Genomic DNA, 23,572 nt, shown 5'->3' with positions numbered 1-23,572 from the left:
CCCCGCCGACCGCCGGCGCGACGCGATCACCTTCGCGCTGACAGGCTACATCCTCGGCGTGGAACGGACCGGCGGCACGTACGTCGTGCCGCTCGATCTCGGGATCGACATCGGTGATCCCATCTCCCGGCTCCACACCTTCGATCCGGACAGGCCCGATCTGGAAGAGGACCCGGGAACAGGCCTCTGCAGGTGTTCAACTTCCCAGGCGCGTTCGAGCCCGAGGTGCGCCTGGGCAACACGCGATCGCGACGGAGGAGGCAGTGACGGCGCCGCGCCGGCCATCACGATCGGCGCGGCCCGCCGCCCCTCAGCCGCTCACGGCAGCACCGCGCGCGTCGGGCACTCGCCGTCGCCCTGGAAGTCGCCGAGCGTGCGCGCCTGCGCGACGACGTAATCGTACGCCGTCTCGATCTCCCCGAGCGCGCCGGCGAGGTTGTAGTCCTGGCCGAAGACCTCGGCGACCTTCACCTGCTTGAGCTCGTCGATCGTGGTCTCGCCGTCGCCGTCGAGGTCGCAGTCGGCGATGTACTGCGCGTAACGCTTCGTGATCTCCGCGCCCGCGGTGATGTTGTTGAAGAACCAGTGATCGCCGTGGATGGTCGGCTTCACCGCGATCGTGCCGCCGGTCGGCACGCTGAACCCGGTCAGCCCGTCCTCGGTCGCGCAGTCTTCGAACGACGTCCCGGCCGACAGACCCCAGCTGAAGCGCACCCGCTCCGCGGGGACGCACTCCTCCCCGCGCGGGCACGACTCGCCGCCCTGCTTCTCGATGGAGCCCTCGAAGAACACCGAGTAGCCGCCCTCGACCATGAGCGCCACGTCGTCCTGCGTCGTCGGCGGCAGCGCCTTCACCTCGCCCCGCGCGTTCGGGAGGTCGAACCCGAAGCGGTCCCAGCGCACCGCGCTCGCGCCCTCGAACTCCGCGATCACGTACCTCGTCGCCGGCGCGTTCCTGAGGTCGAGCACGAACACCGAGGGATCGCTCAGCGTCTCCTTCGCGTTCGAGCGCGCCGCGCGCACGTTGCCGACCGTCACGAGGAACCGGTCGTACGTGACCCTCCAGCCGTCCGCGATGTTCTCCTCCCCCGTGCCCGGCTCGAGGCCCTCGGGGATGGTGTCCTCCGGCTCGACGAAGACCTGCACGGTGCCGGTCTCGGACGAGGCGCCGCCGTCGTCGTCCCCGCCGCAACCCGCGACCAGCGCGAGCGCGCTCGCCGCGACCGCGATCCCTGTCTCTCTCGCTCTCTTCATGATCCAAGCTCCTCTTTCGTCGAAGACTCCGGACGAGCGCGCACCGGCGCGCCGCCCGCCACGTGCCCCATCACGTGGACCGAGCGCAGGCCCGCGCACCTCGCGCGCCCCGCGCCCGCATCGCTCGCTCGCCTCGCCGCTCAGGCCGCGGGCGGAGAGCTCTTTGGAGCCAGGATCAGCAGCGGAATCGGGCGGACCTCCGGAGAGGGCCGCAGCGCGTCGAGGCAGAGCACCTCGAGCAAGGTGGCCTCTGCCACCCGGTGAAGGGGCGCGCCGAGCTGGGCGCGCAGCGCGAATGCGTCGCAGTGATCGTCGTCGACGTGGCGCCGCGCGTCCTGGGCGGCGACCCGATCGCCGGGGCCGGACGCCTCGTCGTCGGCCAGCTGCGGCGCGGCGGCGGCGGCGAGCGCCGCGGCGTGGGCCGTGTGGCCCGCGTGGGCAGCGCTGACCAGCGCGCCGACGTGGACCAGCTCGCCGTGCTCGCAGCGCGCGTGCCGCACGAGCAGCGCGTGCGCCAGGCCGCAGAGCTGCGCGAGCAGCGCGAGCAGCGCGATCCACCGGGCGCCCGGGGCCCCGCGAGGGCGCGCGGGGCGACGATGCGGTCGCCGCGCCGCCAGCGCGCGCGCGCTCGCGCCTGCGCCGCGGCGGCCTCTCACCGCGCCCCCGACCAGACGAACGCCGGCGGGCTCTGCGCCGTCATGGCGATCACCAGCGCGTTGTGCGCGCGCGACCCCGGCGCGATGACCACCTCGGCCGCCCCGCCCTCGCCCCCGGCGTCCTCCGCCAGCGCGTCGAAATCGACCCGCGCGAGCCACGCGCCCACGTCGAAGCGGATCGCGAGCTCGACCGGCTCGGCGCCGACCGTCGCCGCGACAGCGACGCTCGGGACCGCGCGCTGCCCCTGGAACTGCGGCACCGCGTCGACGTCGGCGACGAAGTCGAGCGCGTCGGCGCCCCGCGTCGCGCGCCCGCGCAGGTGGGCCGAGTGCCCGCCGGGGGCCGCGGGCGACCGCGCCGGGGCCGACTCGGTCAGGAACCAGTGGATGCCGTAATCGAACGACGCGCTCCGGATCTCCCCCTCGAAGCCGCGGACCCGGCCGAGCGGCTGCGGCTCCGGATCGAGCAGATCCACGCGCGCGATCGAGAGCATCTCGGCGACCGCCGTGCTGCAGAGCGTCGCCGAGCCGGACGCGGCGGCGCAGAGCTGGACCGGCCCGAACGCCACCGACGCCTCGTCGAGCGCGACCGTCCAGCCGCCGGCGGCGATCGCTCCGGGCGGCGCGGCCTCGGCGTGCGCGAGGTAGGAGACCTCCGGCTGACCGGTGCCGGCGCAGCCGAGCGCGGGGGCGGCGGCGACCGCGAGGGCCAGGAGCCCACGCGCGGCGGAGCGGTCGTTGCCAGCGCGGCGATCGCGGCGGTCGTTCATAGCGAGAGCGTCACGTTGCCGAGGACCGTGAGCGGCGGCCCCGCGCTGATGTGCCGGGCCGGCAGCGCCGAGGGCACCGGGGTGGTCTGCCAGTTCGAGACGAACGAGTACTCGGTGTCCGCGTGCTCGGCGTCGAGCAGGTTCTGCGCCTCCACGCCGACCTCGATCCAGGGGCCCTCCTGCGCGGGGTCGCCGCCGGCGCGGAGGCTCCGGCGCAGCGACGCGGACGCGTCCATCACCAGCAGCGGCGCGGCGCTCTGCGCGTACGGCAGCGGCCGCGCCGACAGGAACGTCGCGCCGTAGCCGAGCCGCCCCTCGATGGGCCGGCCCGCGATCGTGACGAGCGGCTTCTTCACCGCGAGATCGGCGCGCACCACCACGGGCGGCACGAAAGGCAGCTGCTGCCCCTCGACGTACGGCGGCGTCGGGTTCTCGGGCGTCGGCGGGGGCGGCGCGTCCAGCGTGGCGTGCGCCAGGGTGGCGCTCACGCCCGCGGTCAGCGCCGGGCTCGGCGCCGCCTGCAGGTAGACGACGAGCCCGCGGCGCGTCGTCGGGCCGATGCGCGCGAGCCCGCCCTCCGCCGCGTCGAACGCGAGATCGTACGAGAGGCGCGTCTCGTACGCGGCCGCTGTCGCGCTGAGGCCCCCGCCGGGGCGCACCGTCGCGCCGACCTCGTAGCTCCTCACGGTCGCGAACGGCGCGTTCTCGCCCTCCTCGAGCTGCCGCGCCTGCGGGGAGCGGTAGCCGTGGCCGTACGCGGCGGACAGGCGCAGCGCGGGCAGCGGGTCGACCTCCAGCGTGGCCCGCGGGCCGAAGGCCACGCCCGCGGCCGTGCGCCGGAACCCCTCGATGTGCGTCTCCTTCTGGAACGCCGGGATGAAGTTGCCGAGGCGGTCGTCCACGTCGAAGACGAGCACGTCGGCGCGGGCGCCGCCGCGCAGCCGCGCCCAGCGCGACAGCTCGAGCAGGGCGTCGCCGTGCACGCCGATCCCGGTCAGCTGGATCGACGCGTCGACGCGCCGGTCCCACGTCTCGTTCTGGGGCGGCTGGAGCAGGCTCTGCGCCTGATCGATGCCGTCGGCCTGCACCTCGACCCCCACGGCGACCTGGCCGGTGAGCCACGGCGCGAGCGGGGTCCGCGGCGTGCGGTAGGCGAGGCCGCCGCCGAGCGCGACGTCCTCGTTCGACTGCTCGATGAGGTCGCCGCGCCCGGCCCACGCGGGCCGCACGCGCGAGCGCTGCGTGTAGCCGGTGAAGTTCATCCGGCTCCGGTACCCGGACGTCATCGCCCAGAGCCAGGCGCTCTTCTGCGAGCCGTCGTCGTCCTCCCGCTCCGCCATCAGCGCGAGCTGGAGCCGGGTCGACGCGGCCGACTGCGAGCGGGCCGACGGGTCGCGGTACGTGTCGTAAAAGCCGACGCGCCCCGCCTCGATGTCGTCCCGCCGGAGCACGCCCGCGAGGTTCGCGCGGCTGCCGTGGGCCGCCACGTGGAGCAGCAGCGAGAACTCGTCCGGCAGGGGCATGCGGTACTGGCCGACGGCGGCGCCCGAGATCGCCCCCCGCGTGCCGTCGCCGAAGCCGTCCGTGGCGCGCACCGCGGCGGCCCCGAACGTGTCCTCCGACTGCGCCTCCGGCGCCCAGATCGCGAGCAGCCGCCGCGTGCCGAACGAGCCGAGCGTGCCCTTGAGCAGCAGCCCGCGGTCCTCGACGCCGAGGTCGAAGTACGCGCTGCCCGCGACGGCGAAGTCGCCCTGCTGCGGATCGTAGACCCCCTCGACGACGCGGAGCGACCGCACCACCTCCGGGATGATCACGTTGAGGTCCCCGTACCCCTGGCCGTGCACGTGCGAGCGCTGGTTCAGCGGGATCGGCCCGACCCGGAGCTCGACGTCCTGGCCGTGCTCGGCGTCGAAGCCGCGGAGGAAGATGCGCTGCGCGACCGCCTCGCCCTCGGGGTGCGCCACGTGGACGCCGGGCGCGGCGCGGAGCATGTCGGCGGCGGTCGCGTGCGGCGCGGCGGACAGCGCCGCGCGGCCGATCCGGAAGTCGCTCGCCGCGCGCCGCGGCGGGTTCGGGCGGCCCTGCACGTGGATCTCGATCGGCTTGCCGGGCTCAGCCACCGCGTGCGGGCCCGCGACGCCCCCGGCGAACTCGACCGGCTTCGGCGCCGCGGGCGCGGGCGCGGGCGTCGGGGACGCCGCCGGCTGCTCGGGCGCGGCCGGCGCCGGCTCGGGCGGCGCCTCGTGCGGTCCCGGCGCGAAGTGGAACGGCACCCGGATCCGCGCCCGCACCGGCGCGCCGCCGCGCATGGCCGGCGAGAAGCGCCACCGCCGCGCGGCGCTCATGGCGGCCTCGTCGAACCCCGCGCCGCCGGACTCGGCGACGACTGCGTCGCTGACCGTGCCGTCCTTCTCGACCGTGACGAACAGCGTGACCGTCGTGTCGACGCCCTCGGCGAGCCGCTCGGGCGGGTACACCGGATCGACATGCTCGAGGATCTGCGGCGCCACGGCCGCGTCCGGCTGCGGCTCCGGCTGCGCGAGCGCCGGCGGCGCGCCGAGCGCGCTGGCCGACAGGCAGCAGAAGAGCAGCCAGCGGCGCCTCGACGCGGCGGCTCCCTTCCGCGCACGAGCAGCGCCCTCGCCGGCGCGCCCGGACGCGCACACACGCCGCGCGCCGGCGCGCTGCCTCGCCGTCCCTGCTTCTGGTCCAGACGCGCGCATCGGTGAGAGAGCCCCACGCGACTACCACGGCGCACAGCGGCGCCGCAAGCGCCTGCGCGCCCGCGCGCCGGCGCGCACGACGGCGACGGAAGCGCGCGACGCTGCGACAGCGCCGCGGCGTCTCCCCGACCGGCGCTGGCCCGTGTATCGTCTCGTCATGGCGAATGAGGCGCTCGTCCAGGCGGTCAAGTCCATCGTCACCCTTGCGCGTGGGGGCGACCTCGACGCTGCCTACCGGGGGTACCGCGATCTCTTCCAGAAGCCGGATTTTCTCAAGCAACGTCCAGAGGATCAGCGGCAGGTGCTGCGGCTCATGATCCTCGCGAAGGGCGTCCCGTCGACGCCGACCGAGGCGATGACCGAGGCCCACCGCGCCGCGGTGCCCGCCCTGACGGAGCTCGTGTCGATCCACGGCGACCCCGGCGACCACGAGCTCCTCGGGCTCTGTCACGTGGTGCTCGGCAACCTCGAGAGCGCCGACAAGATCTTCCGGGCCGGCCTCAAGATCGAGCGCGAGCGCAACCCGCAGAGCGATCTGTGCGGCACGCTCATGAAGCGGATCTCGCTGCTGTAGTTTCCAGCGGCGCCCGTCCTGTAGGATGGCCCCCCGGCGCCACGGTGTGCGCTGTCAGGGAGTCCATGTACGTCATCGCGGTCGCGAGCCAGAAGGGCGGCGTGGGAAAGACCACGATTTCCCTCAACCTGGGGCTCGCCCTTGCGCGCGCGGGCCATCGCGTGCTGATCCTCGAGCTCGACGCGCAGGGGAGCCTCGGCCTGTCGCTGGGCCTCGCCGACCGCGCGCGGCCTGGCGTCGCGGAGCTGCTCACGGGCGCCGAGCGCCTCGAGTCGGTGCTGCTCCGGACGCGCGATCCGCAGCTCCAGGTGCTCACGGTCGGCCGGGTCGATCCGACGACCGTCTCGGGCTTCGAGGACGCGCTCGCCCGCGGGCCCGTGCTCCCGAGCGTGCTCGCGCGGCTCGCGCCGGACTTCGACCTCGTGGTCGTCGACTGCCCCGCGGGGCTCGGCAAGGTGACGACGCGGGCGCTCGAGGTGGCCACGCACGCGCTCCTGCCGCTCCAGGCCGAGCCGCTGGCGCTCCGCTCCGTCGGCCAGGTGCTCGCGGTGATCGATCGCGTGCGCGCCGAGACGAACCCGCGCCTCTCGCTCGTCGGCATGGTGCTGTCGATGTTCGATCGGCAGGCGCCCGCGTCGCTCGACGTCGCCGAGACGCTCTGGACCAGGTTCCCCGACGGGATCATCCTCGATACAGTCATCCCGCGCGACGAGGCGTTCCTCGAGGCGTCGCTGCGCGGGGCGCCGCTCCTGCTCATGCAGAAGCGGCCTCCGCCGCTCGCGCGGGTCTTCGATCAGCTCGCGAACGACGTGCTCGTTCGCCTCGATCCCACCTCGCCGGACGATGACGATGGCCCGATCTCGCTCCTCGTTTGACATCGACAGCGCCGTCGTCACCGCCGCGGCGCTCGTGAAGCGGCCGAAGACGCCGAAGGCGCGGGCGCCGTCGGTGGCGCCCGCGGGCGCGCCGCTCGTGTCGTTCGAGTCGCGGCCGCCGCCCTCGCGGGCGGAGCCGGAGCCGATGTCCTCGCCGCCGCTGTCGCCGCTATCGCCGGCGTTCGAGGAGCTCGCGCCGTCGAGCGACCTCCTGCCCATGTCGAGCGCGGGCGCGAGCGGCGAGATCGGGCTCCGGAGCGCGCTGCCCTCGTCGGCCGACGACGTCGACTCGAGGCACGGCATGGCGCTCGACCTGCCGTCGCCCGCCTCCTCATCGGCCTCGTTCGCGGCGGTCCCCGGGCCGCGTGCCGAGCGGCTCGGCGACGCTGTCGCGGCGCTCGCGGCGGGCCGCGAGCGGCCGCGCTTCCCGGATCTCTCCGCGGCGGCCGGCCCCGTCGCGCGCTGCGAGCGGGTGATCGAGTGGATCGCCGAGGCGACGGACGCCACGGACGTGTTCCTCGCGGACGCGGCCGGGCTCCCGTTCGCCGGCGCGATCCGCGACACGGAGGCGCGGCTCGCCGCCTCGGGCCTCATCGCGTCGGCGATCGGCTCGCTCGTGGCGGCGCTGCCTGGCGCCCCGTCGCAGCGCTTCGAGCTCTGCGTCGGCGACGGGCCCTTCTTCCAGCTCATCGGCTTCCAGGCGCGCTCGGCGGCGTACATCGTCGGCCTGATGCGCTCGAGCCCGCTCGTCCCGCGCGAGGCGCACGCCGTCCGGGTCGCGTGCCAGCACGCGCTCGACGCCGCGATCGGGGTCGTCGGGTGAGCGCGGAGCACGGCGAGCCCTCGTTCGGTCGTGGGGTCACGGCCGGCGCGGGCGCGCTGGACGACGACGATCCGCTCGCCCCGATCGCGCTCGACAGCGTCGGCTACGGCGTCGGCGGCCTCGACGCCATCATCGTGTTCCACCTCAGCGACGCGCGCGTCCACGCCGTGTTCGTGCGCGAGGGCGCGGCGCTCTCGCCGGGCGACGTCGCCGCGGGGCTGCGCGACGCGTACCTCGGGAGCCAGCTCGCCGCGCAGCGGCTCGTCCCGGAGCGCGAGGCGTCGGCCCGGCCGAGCCGCGGCCGCGGCGCGCGAGCGTCGAGCAAGCCGCCTGGCTCGCAGGGCCGCGCGGAGGAGCTCCCGGACCCGGTGGTCACCCTGGAGCTGAGCGGCCGGACCGTCCTCCTGCGGCGCGTCCGCGCCTGCGTCGTCGCGAGCCTCTTCGACGGCACGATGCCGCTCGGCATGGCGCGGCTCGTGGCGCAGCGGCTCGCCGCGGCGCTCGCGCCCGAGCTGCCGCTCGAGGAGCCGCCCGAGGAGATGCTGAGCGACCCGCCGGGGCTGTTCGAGGAGCCGCTCAGCGCGGACATGGTGGACGAGCTCGTGCGGGGGGTCGCGCGCTCGGCGCCGCCGCGGGGCGCCTCCATCGTCCCGTCGCGCCGGACGGGCGGGACGCCGCCGCCCTCCGATGCGCCGTCGCCCGAGGCCGCGCGGATCGCGCGGCTGCTCGCGCTGCTCGAGTCCCGCGCGCCGGAGCCGCACGTCGCGCGGCTGCGGCTCGCGCTGCGCGCCGGGCTGACGCCGCTCGCGCTGGAGCACCCGGACGAGCTCGGCGCGGAGGCGATGGTGCTCATCGAGACGGCGGTGGCGGACATCCTCGGCCTGGAGCGCGCCGCGCTGCGGAGGCTCCTGTGACGGTGCTGCGGCAGGGCTTGCGGGGCCGCATCGAGGGACCGCTGGGCGATCTGCTCGGCCCGATCGTCCCGCACAGCCTGCTCCACGTGGCGGACCAGGTGGTGATCGCGCACTCGCACCACTTCGCGCTGTTCCTGGAGCAGACGATCTTCGACGCGCTCGGCGGGGAGAGCCGCGGCGTGCGCCGGCAGGCGGCGTTCGAGGCGGCGCACGCGCTGCTCGGCCCGCTGTACGCGGAGCGCCACGGGGCCTCGCCGCGGGAGAAGCTCGAGCTCGCGGGCGAGCTGTTCGCCGCGATGGGGCAGGGGCGGCTGCGGTTCGAGCTGAGCGCGGAGGGCGGCGCGGTGCAGGCGGAGTCGCTCTTCCACGGGACGAGCTTCCTCGCGAAGTACGGCGGGCGGGTCCAGAACCGGATGGTCGTCGACGCGTTCGCGTCCGGCTACTGCGCGGCGGCGGCGAGCCTCGCGTTCCCGTCCGACTGGGGGCGTCTGGAGGCCGACGAGGTCACGTGCGTCGCGCGGGGCGATGCGGTCTGCACGTTCTTGCTCACGCGGCGGTCCGAGCGGCCGCGCTTCGGCGAGGCGCTGACGCGCAAGCTGGTCGAGTCCGCGCGGGTGAGCTGGGGGCACGAGGGCGGCCTCGCGGCGCGGTCGCGGCGCGTGGGGTTCGCGATGCTCGAGGAGCTCGGGGCGCTCCGGGCCGACGAGCGGGGGCTCATCTCGGCGTACGGCGTGAATCTGGCGCTCGTGCCGGTGGGGTATGTGCACCAGAAGACGTTCGACACGGTGCACCTCATCGAGCGGCGGTCTCCGGAGCTGGTCCCGGTGTTCGAGGCGCTGGTGCGGGAGGCGGCGCAGACGGGCGCGTTCCATCTGCTCGGGGGGATGCTCGCGTCCGCGTCGTTCGAGGCGGCGTGCGGCCCGGTGGGCAGGGACCAGCACGAGCGCCTGGAGCAGCTGCTCGGGCTGGCCCGCGCGCTCGGCTGGGGAGCGCTCTCCGCGCCGGAGTTCCAGGCGGGCCGGCTGCTGGTGCTGCGGGCGCCGATGACGCACGAGAGCGCGTATTACGCGATGAAGCACGGTTCCACGGCGAGGGCCCGGCTCCTCTTCCTGCAGGGGACGGCGCTCGCGATCATGCAGCTCCTGCACCGCGTGGATTTCGGGACGGAGCGGCCGATCGACGCGGAGACGTATGGTGGGCTGTTCAAGATAGGGACTCGGTTCCGGGTGCAAGAGACGAAGTCGCCGCTCCGGGGGGATGACGCGTGCGAGGTGAGGGTGGAGGCGGTCGAGGACAGGTGGTGACCGCTGACGGACTCGCTCGGCGGATGTGAGCCGCGCCGGCTCGACGACCTCCCCGCCGCCCGCCGCCCGGGCGGCGCGAAAGACGATATCGTAGGACTGCCACGCGAGCGCGGGCCGGCCTCTGATGTAAAGCTCATGGACTGACCTCCTCCTGGGGCGCCGCGCGGCCCTGACGACTCCAGCCCGCTGCTCGGACCAGGACGTAACCTCCTCGAGGACCTGTCGTGCCCATCGCTTGACGCCCCGTATCCGGTTCGGCAGAAGCGCGGCATGCAAGACCGCGAGCTCCCCCCGCCGCCCCGATTCGACCTCACGGGCCAGGTCGCGCTCGTCACCGGCGCCGCGCGCGGGCTCGGGGCCGCGTGCGCCGTCGCGCTGGCGCAGGCGGGGGCCGACGTGGTGCTCGGGCTGCGCGACGCGGGTCGCGACGACGGGCCGGCGAGCGCCATCCGCGCGCTCGGCCGCCGCGCGCTCCCGGTGCAGATGGACATCACCCGCGCCGAGGAGATCTCGCGGGCCGTCGCCGAGGCCGAGCGCACGTTCGGCCGCATCGACATCCTCGTCAACAACGCCGGGATCGGCCCCCCCAACCCGGCCGAGAAGGTCACCGAGGCGGACTTCGACCACACCGTGGCCGTCAACCTGAAGGGGACCTTCTTCGTCAGCCAGGCGGTTGGCCGGGTGATGCTCCGGCAACGCTCCGGCAAGATCGTGATCCTCAGCTCGCAGGCCGGCTTCGTCGCGCTTCCGACAGAGTCGGTGTACTGCATGACGAAGGCAGGGCTCGTGCACCTCACGCGGTGTCTGGCCGTCGAGTGGGGCCCTCACGGGATCAACGTCAACGGCGTCGCGCCGACCTTCATCCGCACGCCAGGAACGGTGAAGTGGCTGGAGGACGACGCCTTCCGCAACGACCTCCTTTCGCGCATCCCGCTCGGCCGCGTCGGCGAGCCGGTCGACGTGACCGGCGCGGTCGTCTTCCTCGCCTCCCCCGCGGCCTCGCTCATCACCGGTGCCACCCTGCTCATCGACGGCGGCTTCACCGCGCGGTGACGGCGGCTTCACCGTGCGATGACGGCGGCGCCTCCGCGCGCCAGGCCGTCACGTCGGTGCCCTCACCCCTCGGTCTGCCCGCGGGTGCCCTGCGCGCGGTCTCGTGAGGTTCGGCCCGGCATATGGTAGATTGCGCCGCCCGCACGGCGAATGCGTGCTCCGGCGGCGCTTCATTGCGCCGATTCTTATCGCAGTAGCAATTTGCGGTTTAGCTGTATGAGGCGACGAACTGCTGCAGCGAGCCTCGAGGTTCGGCTCGCACCTCGCCTTCGCACCTCCGAACGCCGCATCGGCCGGACAACCCATCAGAACCGTCCCGAAAAGGACAGCGCCACTGCAATCGCGGGAGGCATCCAGTGACACAGACGATCTTCAGGAACGTGGCGGTCGTGGACGGCTCGGGGGCGCCGCCGTTTCGCGGCGAGGTCCTGGTCCAGGGCAACCGCATCCAGGCGGTCTCCCGGACGGCCGGGGCGCTGTCGGCGCCCGGCGCCGAGGTCGTCGACGGGGGCGGCGCCACGCTGATGCCGGGCATGGTCGAGGCCCACGCGCACCCGAGCTTCGCCAACACGCCAGATATCGAGTCGCTCGGCGCCATCCCGCCGGAGGAGCACACGCTGCTCACGATGAAGCACGTGCGCGTGCTGCTCGACCAGGGCTTCACGAGCATCCTGAGCGCCGCGTCGGCGAAGCCGCGGCTCGACATCGTCATCCGCAACGCCATCAACGCGGGGGAGATCCCGGGGCCGCGTATGCTGGCTGCCTCGCCGGAGATGACGGTCACCGGCGGCCTCGGCGACGTCCGGCTCCACCATCACCACCGCGACAGCTTCGCCGTCATCGCCGACGGCCCTGACGAGTTCCGCCGGGCCGCGCGGCACTTCGTCCGCGAGGGGGTCGACACCCTCAAGATCAACCCTTCGGGCGACGAGTTCGTGCCGAGCGCCAGGGCGATGCACACCGTGATGAACGAGGCCGAGGTCGCCGCCGTCTGCGAGGTGGCGCGCTCGCGCGGCAGGCGCGTCGCCGCCCACGCGCGCAGCGCCGAGAGCGTGAAGATGTGCCTGCGCAACGGCGTCGAGATCCTCTATCACGCGACCCTGTCCGACGCGGAGGCGCTCGACATGCTCGAGGCCGCCAAGGACAGGATCTTCGTCGCGCCGACGCTCGGCATCACCTACACGTCGCTCCATGAGGCGAAGGATTACGGCGTCATTCCGCCGAGGGACGTGGCGCGCGCGCTCGAGTCCGAGCTCTCCCTCGGCTGCGAGAACATGAAGGCGCTGCGCCGGCGCGGGGTCCGCATCCTCCCCGGCGGCGACTACGGCTTCACCTGGAACCCGATCGGCCGGAACGCGCGCGATCTCGAGCACTTCGTCAACCTGCTCGGCTACACGCCGATGGACGCGATCGTCGCGGCGACCAGGCTGGGCGCTCAGCTGATGATGCTGGGCGACGAGCTCGGGCAGGTCAGGGAGGGGTTCCTCGCCGATCTGCTGCTCGTCGACGGCGATCCGACGGAGGATGTAGGCATCCTGCAGGACAGGGACCGGTTCCTCGCGATCATGAAGGACGGCCAGCTCCACAAGCGCCCGCCCGCCGCGCGGGGCGCCTACGCGATCGCCGCGGAGTGACCGGCGGCGCGCGCGTCAGTGCGCCGCCGCCTGCCGCTGCGGCCTCGCGTTCCACAGGCGCGTCGCCAGCGCGAAGCCGACGAGGGCGACAGGGAGCATGGCGACGGGCCAGGACATCCAGTTTCCCGGGTTCTTCGCCGCGTCGCCGGAGGGCAGGACGCTCGCGTAGAGGAACGACTGCGCTGCCGTGCCCAGGTAGACGAAGCCGTCGATGATGCCTGTCGCGATGCCCGCGTTCTTCTTTCCGCCGAAATCCATGCTCGCGGTCCCGGAGAGCATGCCGTGGACGCCGATCACGCAGAGGGACATGAACACGACGGTCCACCCCGCGATGGGCAGGCTCAGCGTGAACAGGACGATCACGGCGCCGAGCACGAGGCCCGCGTACAGCACCGAGGCGACCGGGCCGCGGCGCGACTCGAACACGTGATCGGAGATGAAGCCCGCGAAGACGCCGCCGAGGATGCCGGCGATGCACAGGAGCACGCCCCAGTGCGCCGACACGAAGCCCTGGAGCCCGGTCTTGTCCGCGAAGATGAGGTACCACTTCATCACCGCGTTGCGGAGGAAGCCGCTGCAGAACTCGATGGCGACGATGATCCAGATGACCTTTTGCGAGAACATGCGCCGCGCGACCTCGAAGGGCCCGATCCGCTCTCCTGTGTCGCCTGACGAGGCGTCGGCCGTGTCGAAGTCCTTGTATCCAGCCTGGCCTGGCGTGTCGCGGATGACGAAGAAGTCGAGCACCGCGAACCCGAGCAGCAGCAGCGCGGGGATCTGGAAGACCCACGGCATGGGCAGGAGCTTGGCGATGAATCGACTCCAGTCGTAGGCGAAGTAGAGCCCGAGCGAGATCAGGATGCCAAACACGCCGCCGAGCATCCCGCGCTCGCGCACGTGGAACCAGGGCGCGTTCACCTTGACGATGGACACGGCGCCGAAGCTCTGGAAGTACATGTTGCCGGCGAAGAGCACCGTCATCGCGGTGATGGCCGCGTCGTGGTCGATCTGTCCTTCCTCGGCGAAGCGGACCGCGGTGCCCATGAGCAGGTTCATGAGCGCCGAGCCGCCGGCGGCGAGGAGGATGGTGACGCGCCCGCCCCACCTGTCGGTGAGCGGCCCGTTCAGCAAGAAGGCGATCCCGTAGACGGCCGAGCCCCAGCCGTCGATGTTCCCGAACTCCTGCTTGCTGACGAGGTGCATGGCGTCGAGCGCCGACGCGTTGGCGGAGAAGTTGTACCGCCCCATGTAGAGAAAAGCGTAAGTGAGCCCCAGCGGAAACCAGTTGAAGAACCGCCGGCGCCGGAACTCCGCCGAGTGTCCGAGGTCGATCTTCGGCAGCCGCCGCATGACGACCGCGATCGCCGCGAGCAGCAGAAGGATCGGCAGCAGCTGATTGAGCCAAGCAGGCATGGATCGCCCTCCGGCCGCGGACGATAACGGCGCCCCGCACCAGCGGCTACGCCTTCACGCGCACTCCTGCCCGCCCGCTCGCTCCACAGAGAGCCGCCGCACAGGGCATCCGGCACGGCCTCGAGCCGCCGGAGGGGGCAGCGAGCGCGTGCGGCGCGCGCGCTGCCCCCTCCGGCGGCCCTTGCCTTTCAGATCCCCCGCCCGGATCACCCCCCGCGCCCGCGGAAGATGGCGTGGCGGAAGTAGTTGATCTGGCTCTTCGCGAACTCCTTGGCCGCGTCCAGCCGGTCCCCGTCGCGCGACGAGCTCCGGATCAGGAGCTCCCCGTTCTCGTAGAGCTCCCGCGTCTTGCTCCGCTGGAGCTTCCCGCTCGACGTCTTGGGCAGCACGCCCATCCCGACCGCCACCACGTCGTCGACCGTGAGCCCCATGGCCTGCTGCACCACGCGGCGCACCTCGCCCTTCAGCGCCTGCTTCTCCTGCTCGTCCGACGCCGCCGTCTCGAAGACGATCACCACCCGCTCGCGGTCGTTATGCGGCTTCATCGTCCCGAACGCGATCACGTTGCCCTTCCGGACCCCGGCGACGCGGTTCGCCTCCCACTCGAGGTCCTGCGGGTAGTAGTTGCGCCCGTTGACGATGATGACCTCCTTCGAGCGCCCGCAGATATAGACCTTGCCGTCCGCGAGATACCCGAGGTCCCCCGTCCGCAGCCACCCGCCCGCGAACGCCTCCTTCGTGAGCTCCGGCTCGTTGAAATAGCCGGGCATCACGCTCGGCCCCCGCAGCCTGAGCTCCCCGACCTCGCGATCCCCGAGCGGCCGCGCGCTCTCCGCGTCGTCCGACGCGAACACGGCGATCTCGTGCCCCTCGAACGCCGACCCGCACTGCACGAGCGACGACGCGCCGTCGCTGTCGGCCGCGGCCGGCACCGCCTTGCCCTCTTTCCAGAGCGTCTCGCCGTCCACCACGTCGGTCTGCAGCCCCGTCCCGAGCGTGCTGAACGACACCGCCAGCGTGCTCTCGGCCATGCCGTAGGAGCAGACGAACGCCTTCTCGTCGAAGCCGACCTGCGCGAACTTCTCCGCGAACGCGCGCAGGTTGTCGGCCCGGATCGGCTCGGCGCCGCAGCCGGCCACCCGCCACGTCGAGAGGTCCAGCCCCGCCATGTCCTGCTCCCGGATCCGCTTCACGCAGAGCGCATAGGCGAAGTTCGGCCCGAACGACACGTTGCCCCGGTGGCGCGTGATCGCCTCCAGCCAGCGCACCGGGCGCTTCAGGAACAGGAGCGGAGGCAGGAACGTGACCGTGTTGACGTAATAGAGCGGCGCGATCACGAAGCCGATGAGCCCCATGTCGTGGTAGAGCGGCAGCCACGACACGCCGGTATCCACCGACTCGCGCACCCCGAGGCCGAGGTCCACGATCGCCCGCACGTTGGCGGCCAGGTTCGCGTGCGTGAGCACCACGCCCTTCGGGCGCGACGTCGAGCCGCTCGTGAACTGGAGGAAGCACACGTCGTCGAGCTCGACCTTCACTGGCTTGAGCTCCTCGCGGGAGCCGCGGATGCCCTCCACCGCCACGATCTGCTGGAGCTCCGGCGCCTGCGCCTGGATCGTGCCGAGCACGCGCTTGATCTCGGCGCTCGTGAGCAGGACCTTGGCGCCGCTCTTCGCGACGATGTGCAGCGTGTTCTCGAGGTAGCCGGTCAGCTTGCCGAGGCCGGTCGGCGGGTAGATGGGCACCGGGATGACGCCCGCGCGGATCGCGCCAAGGAAGGCGAAGATGAAGTCGGCGTTGTCCGGCAGGATCAACGCGACGCGATCGCCCTTCTGGAGCCCGAGCGCCTGGAGCGCGCCGCCGATGCGCGCGCTCGCCCGCTCGATGCCGCCATGCGTGAAGAACGGCTCGGTCTCGCTCGACTCCTCGATGAAGCGATAGCCCGTCTTCGTGCTCGTCGCTGCGTCCTCGATCGCCTGTGCGACCGTTCGCGCTTTCCAAACAGCCGTCATCCCGAGAGCCTTCCTTCGTTCTTGAGCCTGAGCTCGATGGCCTTGACGACGTCGGCGACCGTGTCGACCTCGCGCAACATGTCGTCGGGGATCGAGAGGTCGAACTTGTCCTCCATGTCCGCGACGATCTCCATCACCCCCAGCGAGTCGAGGCTGAGGTCGGCGACCAGATGGCTCGACTCCTCGATCTTCACCTCGCCGGCCGTGTGCCCTTCCAGGAGCTGGATGATCTCTGCCCGCAACGTCTCCCGTGTCCACGTCATCGTCCGGTCCTACCCCAACTGCGGCGTGGCGAGGAGGGGGCTTGCTCCGGCGGCGAGGCGCTCGAATGCGGCCGCGCGTCCCCTGAACAGACCTTCGCGCTGCATCAGGGACGGGCGGCGTCGATGATCTCGCGCAGCCGACTGAGCCCCTCCAGCGCCCGCGCCCCGTACCACATGAGGTCCTTGCCATCGCACCGGAACACGTGCCCACGGCGGGCGGCGGGGATGTCGAGGGAGCGAAATATTGCCGCGTCGGCGTCGGTGAACGCGTGCGGCTCGTCGGGCAGCAGCACGATGTCCGGGGCGCGGGCGATCACCTCGTCCAGGGTCACCCGGGGGTAGCGGAGGTCGCGGCCCTGGACGCGCTCGGGCGGGAGCGGCGGCGCCTTGCCCAGGTCGGCCGCGAGCGGGTAGCGCCGGGGCCGGTCCTCGAAGACGTTCTGCGCGCCCGCGAGGTCGAGCATGTCGGAGATGAATGTGTCGCCGTGGACGGTCATCAGCGGGGCCATCCAGATCGGGACGAAGGCGCGGAGCGGCGGGCGCTCGCGGCGCCGCGCCTCGGCCGCGGCGTGGGCGCGGTAGGCGGCCGCGACCTGCTCGCGCGCGACGGCCGAAGGGGGCGGCGGGGCGGGGGCGCCGCCGTCCGGCGCCGCGGGGCGCGCGGACGCCGTGGGCGACGCGGAGTGGCCAAGCAGGCGCGCCAGCCGGGCGAGGTGCGCCACGCCGTCGGCGACCCGCCTCGGGAACGAGACGAGCACCCGGAGGCCCGCCGCGTCGAGGCGCTCGATGTCGCCCTTGCTGTTCTCCTCCTGGTTCGCGACGACGACCTCGGGGTCGAGCGCGACGATGCGGTCGACGTCGGCGTCCTTCGTGCCGCCGACGAGCTCGATGCCCTCGACGTCGTCCGCGGGCGCGACGCAGTAGCGCGTGCGGCCGACGAGCCGCTCCCTGGCGCCGAGCCGGATGAGCGAGTAGGTGTCGCTCGGGACGAGCGAGACGATCCGCTGCGGCGAGCCGCGCCACTCGTGCTTGCGCCCGCGGTCGTCGACGATGCGGATGAACGACCCGGCGAAAGCCGGGCCCCAGCCTGCGCTGAACGCCATGCGCCGGATGTAGCCCGTCGCCGCGCGCGCTGCACGCGCTCGGCGCGGCGTCGCGCGCGCCGCGCGCGATCGGCGCGGGGCCGCAGCCGAGCGCGGCGGGCACGGCGGGCGTGGCGGGCACGGCGGCGTGACGGGCACGGCCGGCGCCGGGGTGGTGTCGGGACTGGACGACGGCGGCGGGAAGATAGGGCAAAACCTGAACAAATGTGGATAGTTACAGGCCTCGTGCTGGCGCCTCCGGGCGGATGCGACAGCCACCTCGCCGGGCGCGGCGCCCGCGTAGAGTTGGCCCACCCGGGCGAAGTCTGCGACGAGGGGTCGTGCAGATCGATCGCCTCGATGTGCGTCGCGGAGGCACGCTCCCGTACCCGCCTTCCGGCCTGCCGCCCCTCGCCCGCGTCCCCGCGCGCGAGGAGCCCCCGCTCCGCCGGGCGCCCCGCGGAGGGCGGCTGCTGCCGTGCCGCATCGGGCGCTACACGCTCTTCGATCACATCGGCCAGGGCGGGATGGCCGACCTCTACCTGGCGCGGGTGCGCACCGACCTCGGCGCCGCGCGCCTCGTCGCCATCAAGGAGGTCGCCCCGAGGTTCGCGCACGACCCGCGCTTCGTGGAGATGCTCGCGAGCGAGGCCAGGCTCGCCGCGGGGCTGCGCCACGCGTCGATCGTGCAGGTCGAGGACCTCGGCCGCGAGGACGGCGCGATGTTCATCGCGATGGAATACGTCGAGGGCTTCGACCTGCGCGAGCTGCTCCGGCGCTGCGCGCGCCAGAAGGTGAAGCTCCCGGTCGCCTTCTCGCTGCTGATCATCGTCGAGGCGCTGCAGGCGCTCGCCTACGCCCACCGCAAGGGCGTCGTGCACCGCGACGTCTCGCCGTCGAACGTGCTCCTCAGCTTCGAGGGCGAGATCAAGCTCTGCGACTTCGGCATCGCCCGCGCGCACGAGCGCGGCGGGGGGACGCTGGACGAGGCGCTGCAGGGCAAGGCCGGCTACATGAGCCCCGAGCAGGCCCGCGGCGAGGCGCTCGACGCGCGATCCGACATCTTCGCGACGGGCATCCTGCTCTGGGAGCTGCTCGCCGGTCGGCGGATGTACAGCGCGGGCAGCGCGTCGCTCTCCAAGGAGGAGGCGCGCGGCGAGCTGCTCGAGCTCGCCCGGCGCGCCGCGATCCCGCCGCTCGTCGAGCGCGGGCTCCCGGACGAGGCCACGCTCCACGCCATCGTGGCGCGGGCGCTCGCGGAGGCGCCCGAGGATCGCTACCCGAGCGCGGCGGCGATGCTGCGGGACGTCGCGGCGTACGCGGCGGCGGCCGAGATGGCGGCGAGCCCGCTGCGCTTCGGGGCGTGGCTGCGCGACAACTTCGGCGCGGAGATCGTGGCCGCCCGCCGGGCGCGCGAGCGCGCGGTGCGCGCGCTGGAGCTCGGTCCGCCTGCGGTGATCGAGCCGGTCGCGACGGCGGCCGCGACGCCGCGGGCGCGGGCGGCGGCGGCGGCACCGGCAGCGGGGACGGCGGCGCCGCCGAGGGAGGCGGCGCCTCTGGCGAGGGCGGCCGGCGCGCAGCGCGCCAGGCCTGGCGCGCGGGTCGCGGGCGCGCCGATGTCGCCCCGGGTCGGGGCGCAGCTTTCGCTCGCTCGATCCCGGCGGCGCGCGCTCGGGCCGCTGCTCGCGCGCGGTGCGCTGCTGCTCGTGCTGCTCGCGCTCCTCGTCGCCGGCTGCTACCTCGCGGCGCGCTGACAGCGCCCTCTGGGCCGAGGAGAGATCCGGACGGCCCGGAGCGCCAAGGACGCCAGGAGGGCGCCAGGAGAAAGCAACGAAGAGATCTCCTGGCGGTCCCTGGCTTTCCCTGTCCGCGCGCCGGCGCCGCCGGTCGCCTTCATGCCGGCTCGGCGATCGGCGCCTCGGGCACGGGGACCTGCGTCTCCGGCTTCCGCTCGCACGCGTCGTTGCTGATGCCGACGCCGTAACGGTAGATGAGCTCTCCTCCGAGCCAGCCGCTCGCGCCGGCGAGGCCGAACCCCGTGGTCGAGAGCGCGATCCCGAGGGAGCGAAGCCCGACCGCCCGCGACGCGAGCGAGGCGCCGTACAGGCCGGCGATCGCCATGTTCATGGCGCCGTGGACGAAGCCGATCCGCTTCGCCGACCCGAGCGTGGTGCTCCAGTCGGCGAGCCCGGCGGCCGCCGCCGCGACCGCGCCGGCGAGGCCGATCGCCGCTGTCGCGTCCGCGCCGCGGTGGACCTTGCGCCCGCCCCCGATGCCGGCGAGGTCGAGCACGAGCGCGCACGACCAGGCACCGATGGGGATGGTCACCAGCACCGGGTGCAGAGGGTGCCCGAGGAACTTGCCGTGGAGCACCTTGGCCACCGTGGGCGCTCGCCTCAGGACGGACCGGATGCCGCGCTGCAGCGGGTCGGCGATCCGGTCGATCCAGTCCTGCTGCTCGATCTCCCCCAAGACTGCGCTTCCGATCATGTTCCCTCCCCAGAGGCGCGCGTCTCCCGCGCGCATTCCCGGCTCATGGCGCCCGCGCGCCGAACGTCCAGCCGCCGTCCAGCGGTGGACCCCCGCACGACGACACACGAGCAATCGGCGGACCCCGCGCGAGCGGTTCGGGCCTTCCCACCGCGGCGCGGACAAAGGCCGGCGCACTCGCTCCTGCAATCGTGCGATGCCGAAATTTCAGATTCGAAATCGAACGCGCGTATCTGGGAAGAAATCCGTTCGAATCGTGAACATCACGGATGGCATGGACGGTGCTCTATGTCCGGACAGCGCTGCCGGCGCGGCCTTCCCCCCCCCGAGGCCCCGGCGGCGCTTTTTTTTGTCTTCTTTCCCCGCCGTGCAGGGCGCGCCCGCGCGAGGGCGCCCTGCGTTCCTCGTCGTTCCTCGTCCCGCGCGGCGTTCTCTGGTATCTCGCCCGTGCCGCGCCGCGCGCGGCCCTCCCCGGAGCGATGCCCCTTCTCGCCGACGTCGCGGTGCCCGTCCCGCTCTCGCAGGCCTTCACCTACGAGGTCCCCGCCGCGCTCGCCGGCGAGGTGCGGCCGGGGGCGCGCGTGCTCTGCGAGTTCCACCGGCGCAAGCTGCTCGGCGTCGTGCTCTCCGTGAGCGAGCGCAGCACGGCGATCGATCCGTCGAAGATCAAGCCGCTCGCGGCGCTCGTCGACGCGCGGCCGGCGCTGCCCGCCGAGCTGCTCTCGTTCCTGCAAGAGCTCGCCGCCTACTACTTCGCGCCGATCGGCGAGGTGCTCCGCCTGGCGCTGCCGGCGCTCGAGCGCGAGCAGGTGCGGGCGCTCAAGGCCCAGGGCGAGCTCGACGGCGTCCTCGACCTCGGGCGCGCCAAGCAGGTGGGCGGCCGCAAGGTCGCCTACGCGCGGGCGACGGACGCGGTCGAGGAGCCGGGCACGCTCCGCGGGCAGGCCGCGGCCGTGCTCGCGCTGCTCCGCGCGAACGGCGAGCAGCCGGTCGCGCGGCTCGAGGAGCGCTTCGGCAACGCGCGCAGCGCCCTGAAGAAGCTCGCCGAGCGGGACCTCGTCGCCCTCGAGGAGCGCGAGCCGCCGCGCGACCCTTTCTTCCGCCTCGCCGAGGCGCGCGACGTGCCCCCCGAGCTCAACGCGGCGCAGGCCGAGGCCGCCGCGCGCATCGACGCGGCGCTCGCGGCCGCCTCCGCGCCCGGGGCAGGGGAGCACCGCGCGGGGGCGCCGCACGAGCCCCGGCCGGCGGCGCCGAGCGCGTTCCTGCTCTTCGGCGTGACCGGCTCCGGCAAGACGGAGGTGTACCTGCGCGCCATCAAGAGCTGCCTCGAGCGGGGCCGCGGCGCCCTCGTGATGGTGCCGGAGATCGCCCTCACCCCGCAGCTCGTCGCGCGCTTCCGCGCCCGCTTCGGCGACGCGCTCGCCGTGCTCCACAGCGGGCTCAGCGACGCCGATCGCCACGGCATGTGGTCGAGCCTGCACGGCGGCAACGTGCGCGTCGCCATCGGGGCGCGCTCGGCGCTGTTCGCGCCGGTGCCGGACCTCGGCCTCATCCTCGTCGACGAGGAGCACGACGGCTCGTTCAAGCAGGAGGAGGGCGTGCGCTACCACGCGCGCGACATGGCGCTGCTGCGGGCCCACCGCGCCGGGGCCGTGTGCGTGCTCGGCTCCGCGACGCCCTCCATCGAGTCGGTCGCGCTGGTGCGGCGCGGCAAGCTCGCCGAGCTGCGCCTGCCGGACCGCGCGCACCGCGAGGCCAGCCTGCCCGAGGTCACCCTCGTCGACCTCCGCCGCTTCGGCGCCGGCCCCTCGGGCGACCCGCTGATCTCGCTGCCGCTGCACCGCGCGCTCGAGAAGACGCTCGCGGCGAAGGAGCAGGCGATCCTGTTCCTGAACCGCCGCGGCTTCGCGCCGAGCGTCGTCTGCGGCTCGTGCGGGACGCTGACGACGTGCGAGGCCTGCTCTGTCGCGCTGACGTACCACCGCGGGCGGCGCCGCGACGCGCCCCCGCCGGCGGGCGTGCCCGCGGCGCCTGCCCCTGACGGCGCGCCCGCGGCGCCCCCGTCCGCCGGCGCGCTCGCGGCTCCCCCGATGGACGAGCGGCCCCAGGGCGGGCGGCTGCGCTGCCATTACTGCGACTACGCGGGGCCGCTGCCGGACCGCTGCGCGGCGTGCGGCTCGCGGACCCTGCTGCTCGAGGGGCTCGGCACCGAGCGGCTCGAGGCGACGATCGCCGCGTCGTTCCCGGAGGCGCGCGTGGCGCGCCTCGACCGCGACGTCGCGGGCAAGGACCGGTCGCAGGCGATCCTCGCGCGGATGCGCGAGGGCAAGATCGACATCCTTGTCGGCACGCAGATGGTCACGAAGGGCCACGACCTGCCCAACGTGACCCTGGTCGGCGTGGTGAACGCCGACGCCGCGCTGGGGCTGCCCGACTTCCGCGCGGCCGAGCGCGGCTTCCAGCTGCTCGTGCAGGTGGCCGGGCGCGCGGGCCGGCGCGACAGGCCCGGCCGGGTGCTCATCCAGACGCGCAACCCCGAGCACCCGGCGATCGCGTTCGCCGCGGCGCACGACGTGCCCGGCTTCCTCGATCGGGAGATCCGCGATCGCGAGGAGGTGGGCTATCCGCCGGCCACGCGCCTCGCGCTGCTCCGGGTCGACGCTGTCGACGAGGACGTGGGCCGCGGCGCCGCGGCGAAGCTCGCGGCCCACGCGCGCACCTGCCCGGAGGGGCTCGCGCGGCGCGTCGAGGTGCTCGGGCCGTCGGCGGCGCCGATCGCGCGCCTGCGCGGGCGGTACCGGTTCCGGGTGCTCCTCCGGGCGCGCGAGCGCGGGCCGCTGCGGGGGACGCTCGCGGCGCTGGCCGGGCTCATGAGGGACGGCCTCGACCGGAACGCGCGCGTGATCATCGACGTGGATCCCGTCGCCATGCTGTGACGGGGCCTCCGCGGCGCGCGCTGGGCGCTGGCCGGGCTGCTGCCGGGCGGAGCTAGCCGGGAGCGGAGAGCGCCGCGAGCTCGTCGCGCGCGGCGCCCGAGAGTCGCTCGAACTCGGCGCCCAGCCAGTCGAGGAACGCCGCGTCCCACGACGGCCCCTCCGGCCGGGCGGCGACCGCCTCGGCGAGCTCGCGATCCCAGCGGCCGTAGACCTCGCGGAGGAGCGCGTGAGCCCGGCGGGCCGCGGCGGAGGCCGGGTCCGCCTGGCCGTCCAGACGCTCGGCGAAGGCGTCCTCGCAGAGGAAGTAGTTGCACGTCGCGGCCCGCCGCTCGGCGGCGACGGTGCAGCCGCGGGGGCCGTGATACACGCACTTCGAGCGCCGCGGGGCCGAGCGCTCCTCGCGCTTGCGCACGCGCCGGAGCTGGAGTCCGCGGCTCACGGGGAGCAGGTTGCCGGCGGCGATCTGCTCGAGCAGCCAGGCGCGGCCGCCGAGGGAGGCGATGCGCCCGACGTCGGTCCAGTCGAGCTCGGGCGGGCTGACACAGCAGCCCGCGGGGCCTTGCGGGCACTGGCCGCACAGCGTCGAGTGCAGCCGGGTGTGCTCTCCTGAAAGCTCCAGACGGATCATCGATGCCCTTGCCGCGGCCCGAGGGGCCGAGACATGCCCTCCAGACAGCGCACGTCCTGGTACATGACTGGCGAGGAATGCCAAAAGCGTAGCGCGATTGCAAGAACGCAAACCAGACGCAGCCCCACGCGACCAGACACCGACCCGACGCGAGCTGCGCGACCCGCG

The 23,572-nt window shown here is 73.8% G+C and carries 19 protein-coding genes; 9 read left to right on the top strand and 10 right to left on the bottom strand.

From position 1 onward, the window contains the following. Nucleotides 1-318: 318 nt before the first annotated feature. The 4 genes from WME89_RS43070 to WME89_RS43055 form a co-directional block, all read right to left on the bottom strand. Entirely contained in the window at nt 319-1,254 is a 936-nt protein-coding gene (locus tag WME89_RS43070) for a hypothetical protein (protein ID WP_438005391.1), read from the bottom strand. 140 nt (nt 1,255-1,394) lie between these two features. Then, entirely contained in the window at nt 1,395-1,910 is a 516-nt protein-coding gene (locus WME89_RS43065; RefSeq protein ID WP_438005390.1) for a hypothetical protein, read from the bottom strand. After that, the gene (locus WME89_RS43060) at nt 1,907-2,680 is read right to left on the bottom strand and encodes a hypothetical protein (RefSeq protein WP_438005389.1); all 774 of its coding nucleotides are present in this window, start codon (nt 2,678-2,680) and stop codon (nt 1,907-1,909) included. Before WME89_RS43060 ends, WME89_RS43065 begins: the two co-directional genes overlap by 4 nt. Further along, nucleotides 2,677-5,403, bottom strand: coding sequence for a TonB family protein (locus WME89_RS43055; protein WP_438005388.1), 2,727 nt, complete (start codon nt 5,401-5,403; stop codon nt 2,677-2,679). Before WME89_RS43055 ends, WME89_RS43060 begins: the two co-directional genes overlap by 4 nt. Nucleotides 5,404-5,560: 157 nt before the next feature. On the opposite strand from WME89_RS43055, the gene WME89_RS43050 reads away from it, so the two are divergent. The 7 genes from WME89_RS43050 (at nt 5,561) to WME89_RS43020 (ending at nt 12,580) form a co-directional block, all read left to right on the top strand. Next, nucleotides 5,561-5,977, top strand: coding sequence for a hypothetical protein (locus WME89_RS43050; RefSeq protein ID WP_437658592.1), 417 nt, complete (start codon nt 5,561-5,563; stop codon nt 5,975-5,977). 65 nt (nt 5,978-6,042) lie between these two features. Next, nucleotides 6,043-6,852, top strand: a complete 810-nt coding sequence (locus tag WME89_RS43045) for a ParA family protein (RefSeq protein WP_438005387.1) — start codon at nt 6,043-6,045, stop codon at nt 6,850-6,852. Continuing rightward, nucleotides 6,827-7,675, top strand: a complete 849-nt coding sequence (locus WME89_RS43040; RefSeq protein WP_438005386.1) for a hypothetical protein — start codon at nt 6,827-6,829, stop codon at nt 7,673-7,675. The genes WME89_RS43045 and WME89_RS43040 overlap by 26 nt, the downstream gene beginning before the upstream one ends. Further along, the gene (locus WME89_RS43035) at nt 7,672-8,589 is read left to right on the top strand and encodes a hypothetical protein (RefSeq protein WP_438005385.1); all 918 of its coding nucleotides are present in this window, start codon (nt 7,672-7,674) and stop codon (nt 8,587-8,589) included. The genes WME89_RS43040 and WME89_RS43035 overlap by 4 nt, the downstream gene beginning before the upstream one ends. After that, the gene (locus WME89_RS43030; RefSeq protein ID WP_438005384.1) at nt 8,586-9,893 is read left to right on the top strand and encodes a hypothetical protein; all 1,308 of its coding nucleotides are present in this window, start codon (nt 8,586-8,588) and stop codon (nt 9,891-9,893) included. The genes WME89_RS43035 and WME89_RS43030 overlap by 4 nt, the downstream gene beginning before the upstream one ends. Nucleotides 9,894-10,163: 270 nt before the next feature. Continuing rightward, nucleotides 10,164-10,946, top strand: coding sequence for an SDR family NAD(P)-dependent oxidoreductase (locus WME89_RS43025; RefSeq protein WP_438005383.1), 783 nt, complete (start codon nt 10,164-10,166; stop codon nt 10,944-10,946). 356 nt (nt 10,947-11,302) lie between these two features. After that, entirely contained in the window at nt 11,303-12,580 is a 1,278-nt protein-coding gene (locus WME89_RS43020; RefSeq protein WP_438005382.1) for an amidohydrolase family protein, read from the top strand. 15 nt (nt 12,581-12,595) lie between these two features. Here WME89_RS43020 and WME89_RS43015 read toward each other — a convergent pair whose 3' ends face one another. From WME89_RS43015 to WME89_RS43000, 4 genes are all read right to left on the bottom strand, one after another. Beyond that, nucleotides 12,596-13,993 carry an MFS transporter gene (locus WME89_RS43015; protein ID WP_438005381.1) on the bottom strand — a complete coding sequence of 466 codons (1,398 nt, stop codon included), beginning with the start codon at nt 13,991-13,993 and terminating at the stop codon, nt 12,596-12,598. 206 nt (nt 13,994-14,199) lie between these two features. Further along, a complete protein-coding gene (locus WME89_RS43010) occupies nt 14,200-16,005 on the bottom strand; it encodes a fatty acyl-AMP ligase (RefSeq protein WP_438005380.1) in 1,806 nt (601 codons plus the stop codon). Further along, nucleotides 16,002-16,268, bottom strand: a complete 267-nt coding sequence (locus WME89_RS43005) for an acyl carrier protein (protein WP_012239660.1) — start codon at nt 16,266-16,268, stop codon at nt 16,002-16,004. Before WME89_RS43005 ends, WME89_RS43010 begins: the two co-directional genes overlap by 4 nt. Nucleotides 16,269-16,372: 104 nt before the next feature. Further along, nucleotides 16,373-17,371, bottom strand: coding sequence for a helical backbone metal receptor (locus WME89_RS43000; RefSeq protein WP_438005379.1), 999 nt, complete (start codon nt 17,369-17,371; stop codon nt 16,373-16,375). Between the two features lie 320 nt (nt 17,372-17,691). On the opposite strand from WME89_RS43000, the gene WME89_RS42995 reads away from it, so the two are divergent. Next, on the top strand, nt 17,692-19,104 hold the full coding sequence (locus WME89_RS42995) for a serine/threonine-protein kinase (RefSeq protein WP_438005378.1): 1,413 nt from the start codon (nt 17,692-17,694) through the stop codon (nt 19,102-19,104). Between the two features lie 139 nt (nt 19,105-19,243). On the opposite strand, the gene WME89_RS42990 is transcribed toward WME89_RS42995, so the two are convergent. After that, a complete protein-coding gene (locus WME89_RS42990) occupies nt 19,244-19,840 on the bottom strand; it encodes a DUF2231 domain-containing protein (protein WP_438005377.1) in 597 nt (198 codons plus the stop codon). A gap of 479 nt (nt 19,841-20,319) precedes the next feature. On the opposite strand from WME89_RS42990, the gene priA reads away from it, so the two are divergent. Further along, complete coding sequence (priA, locus tag WME89_RS42985; RefSeq protein WP_438005376.1) at nt 20,320-22,776, top strand: replication restart helicase PriA; 2,457 nt, start codon at nt 20,320-20,322, stop codon at nt 22,774-22,776. Between the two features lie 52 nt (nt 22,777-22,828). Here the strand turns inward: priA and WME89_RS42980 are convergent, their stop codons facing one another. Next, a complete protein-coding gene (locus tag WME89_RS42980) occupies nt 22,829-23,404 on the bottom strand; it encodes a hypothetical protein (RefSeq protein ID WP_438005375.1) in 576 nt (191 codons plus the stop codon). Nucleotides 23,405-23,572: the final 168 nt, after the last annotated feature.

The sequence above is a fragment of the Sorangium sp. So ce321 genome, assembly GCF_051530195.1.
In the GTDB taxonomy this organism is placed as follows: Bacteria; Myxococcota_A; Polyangia; order Polyangiales; family Polyangiaceae; genus Sorangium.
Note: the sequence above shows the minus strand (reverse complement) of the source record. Positions and strands in the feature narration are given on the sequence as shown.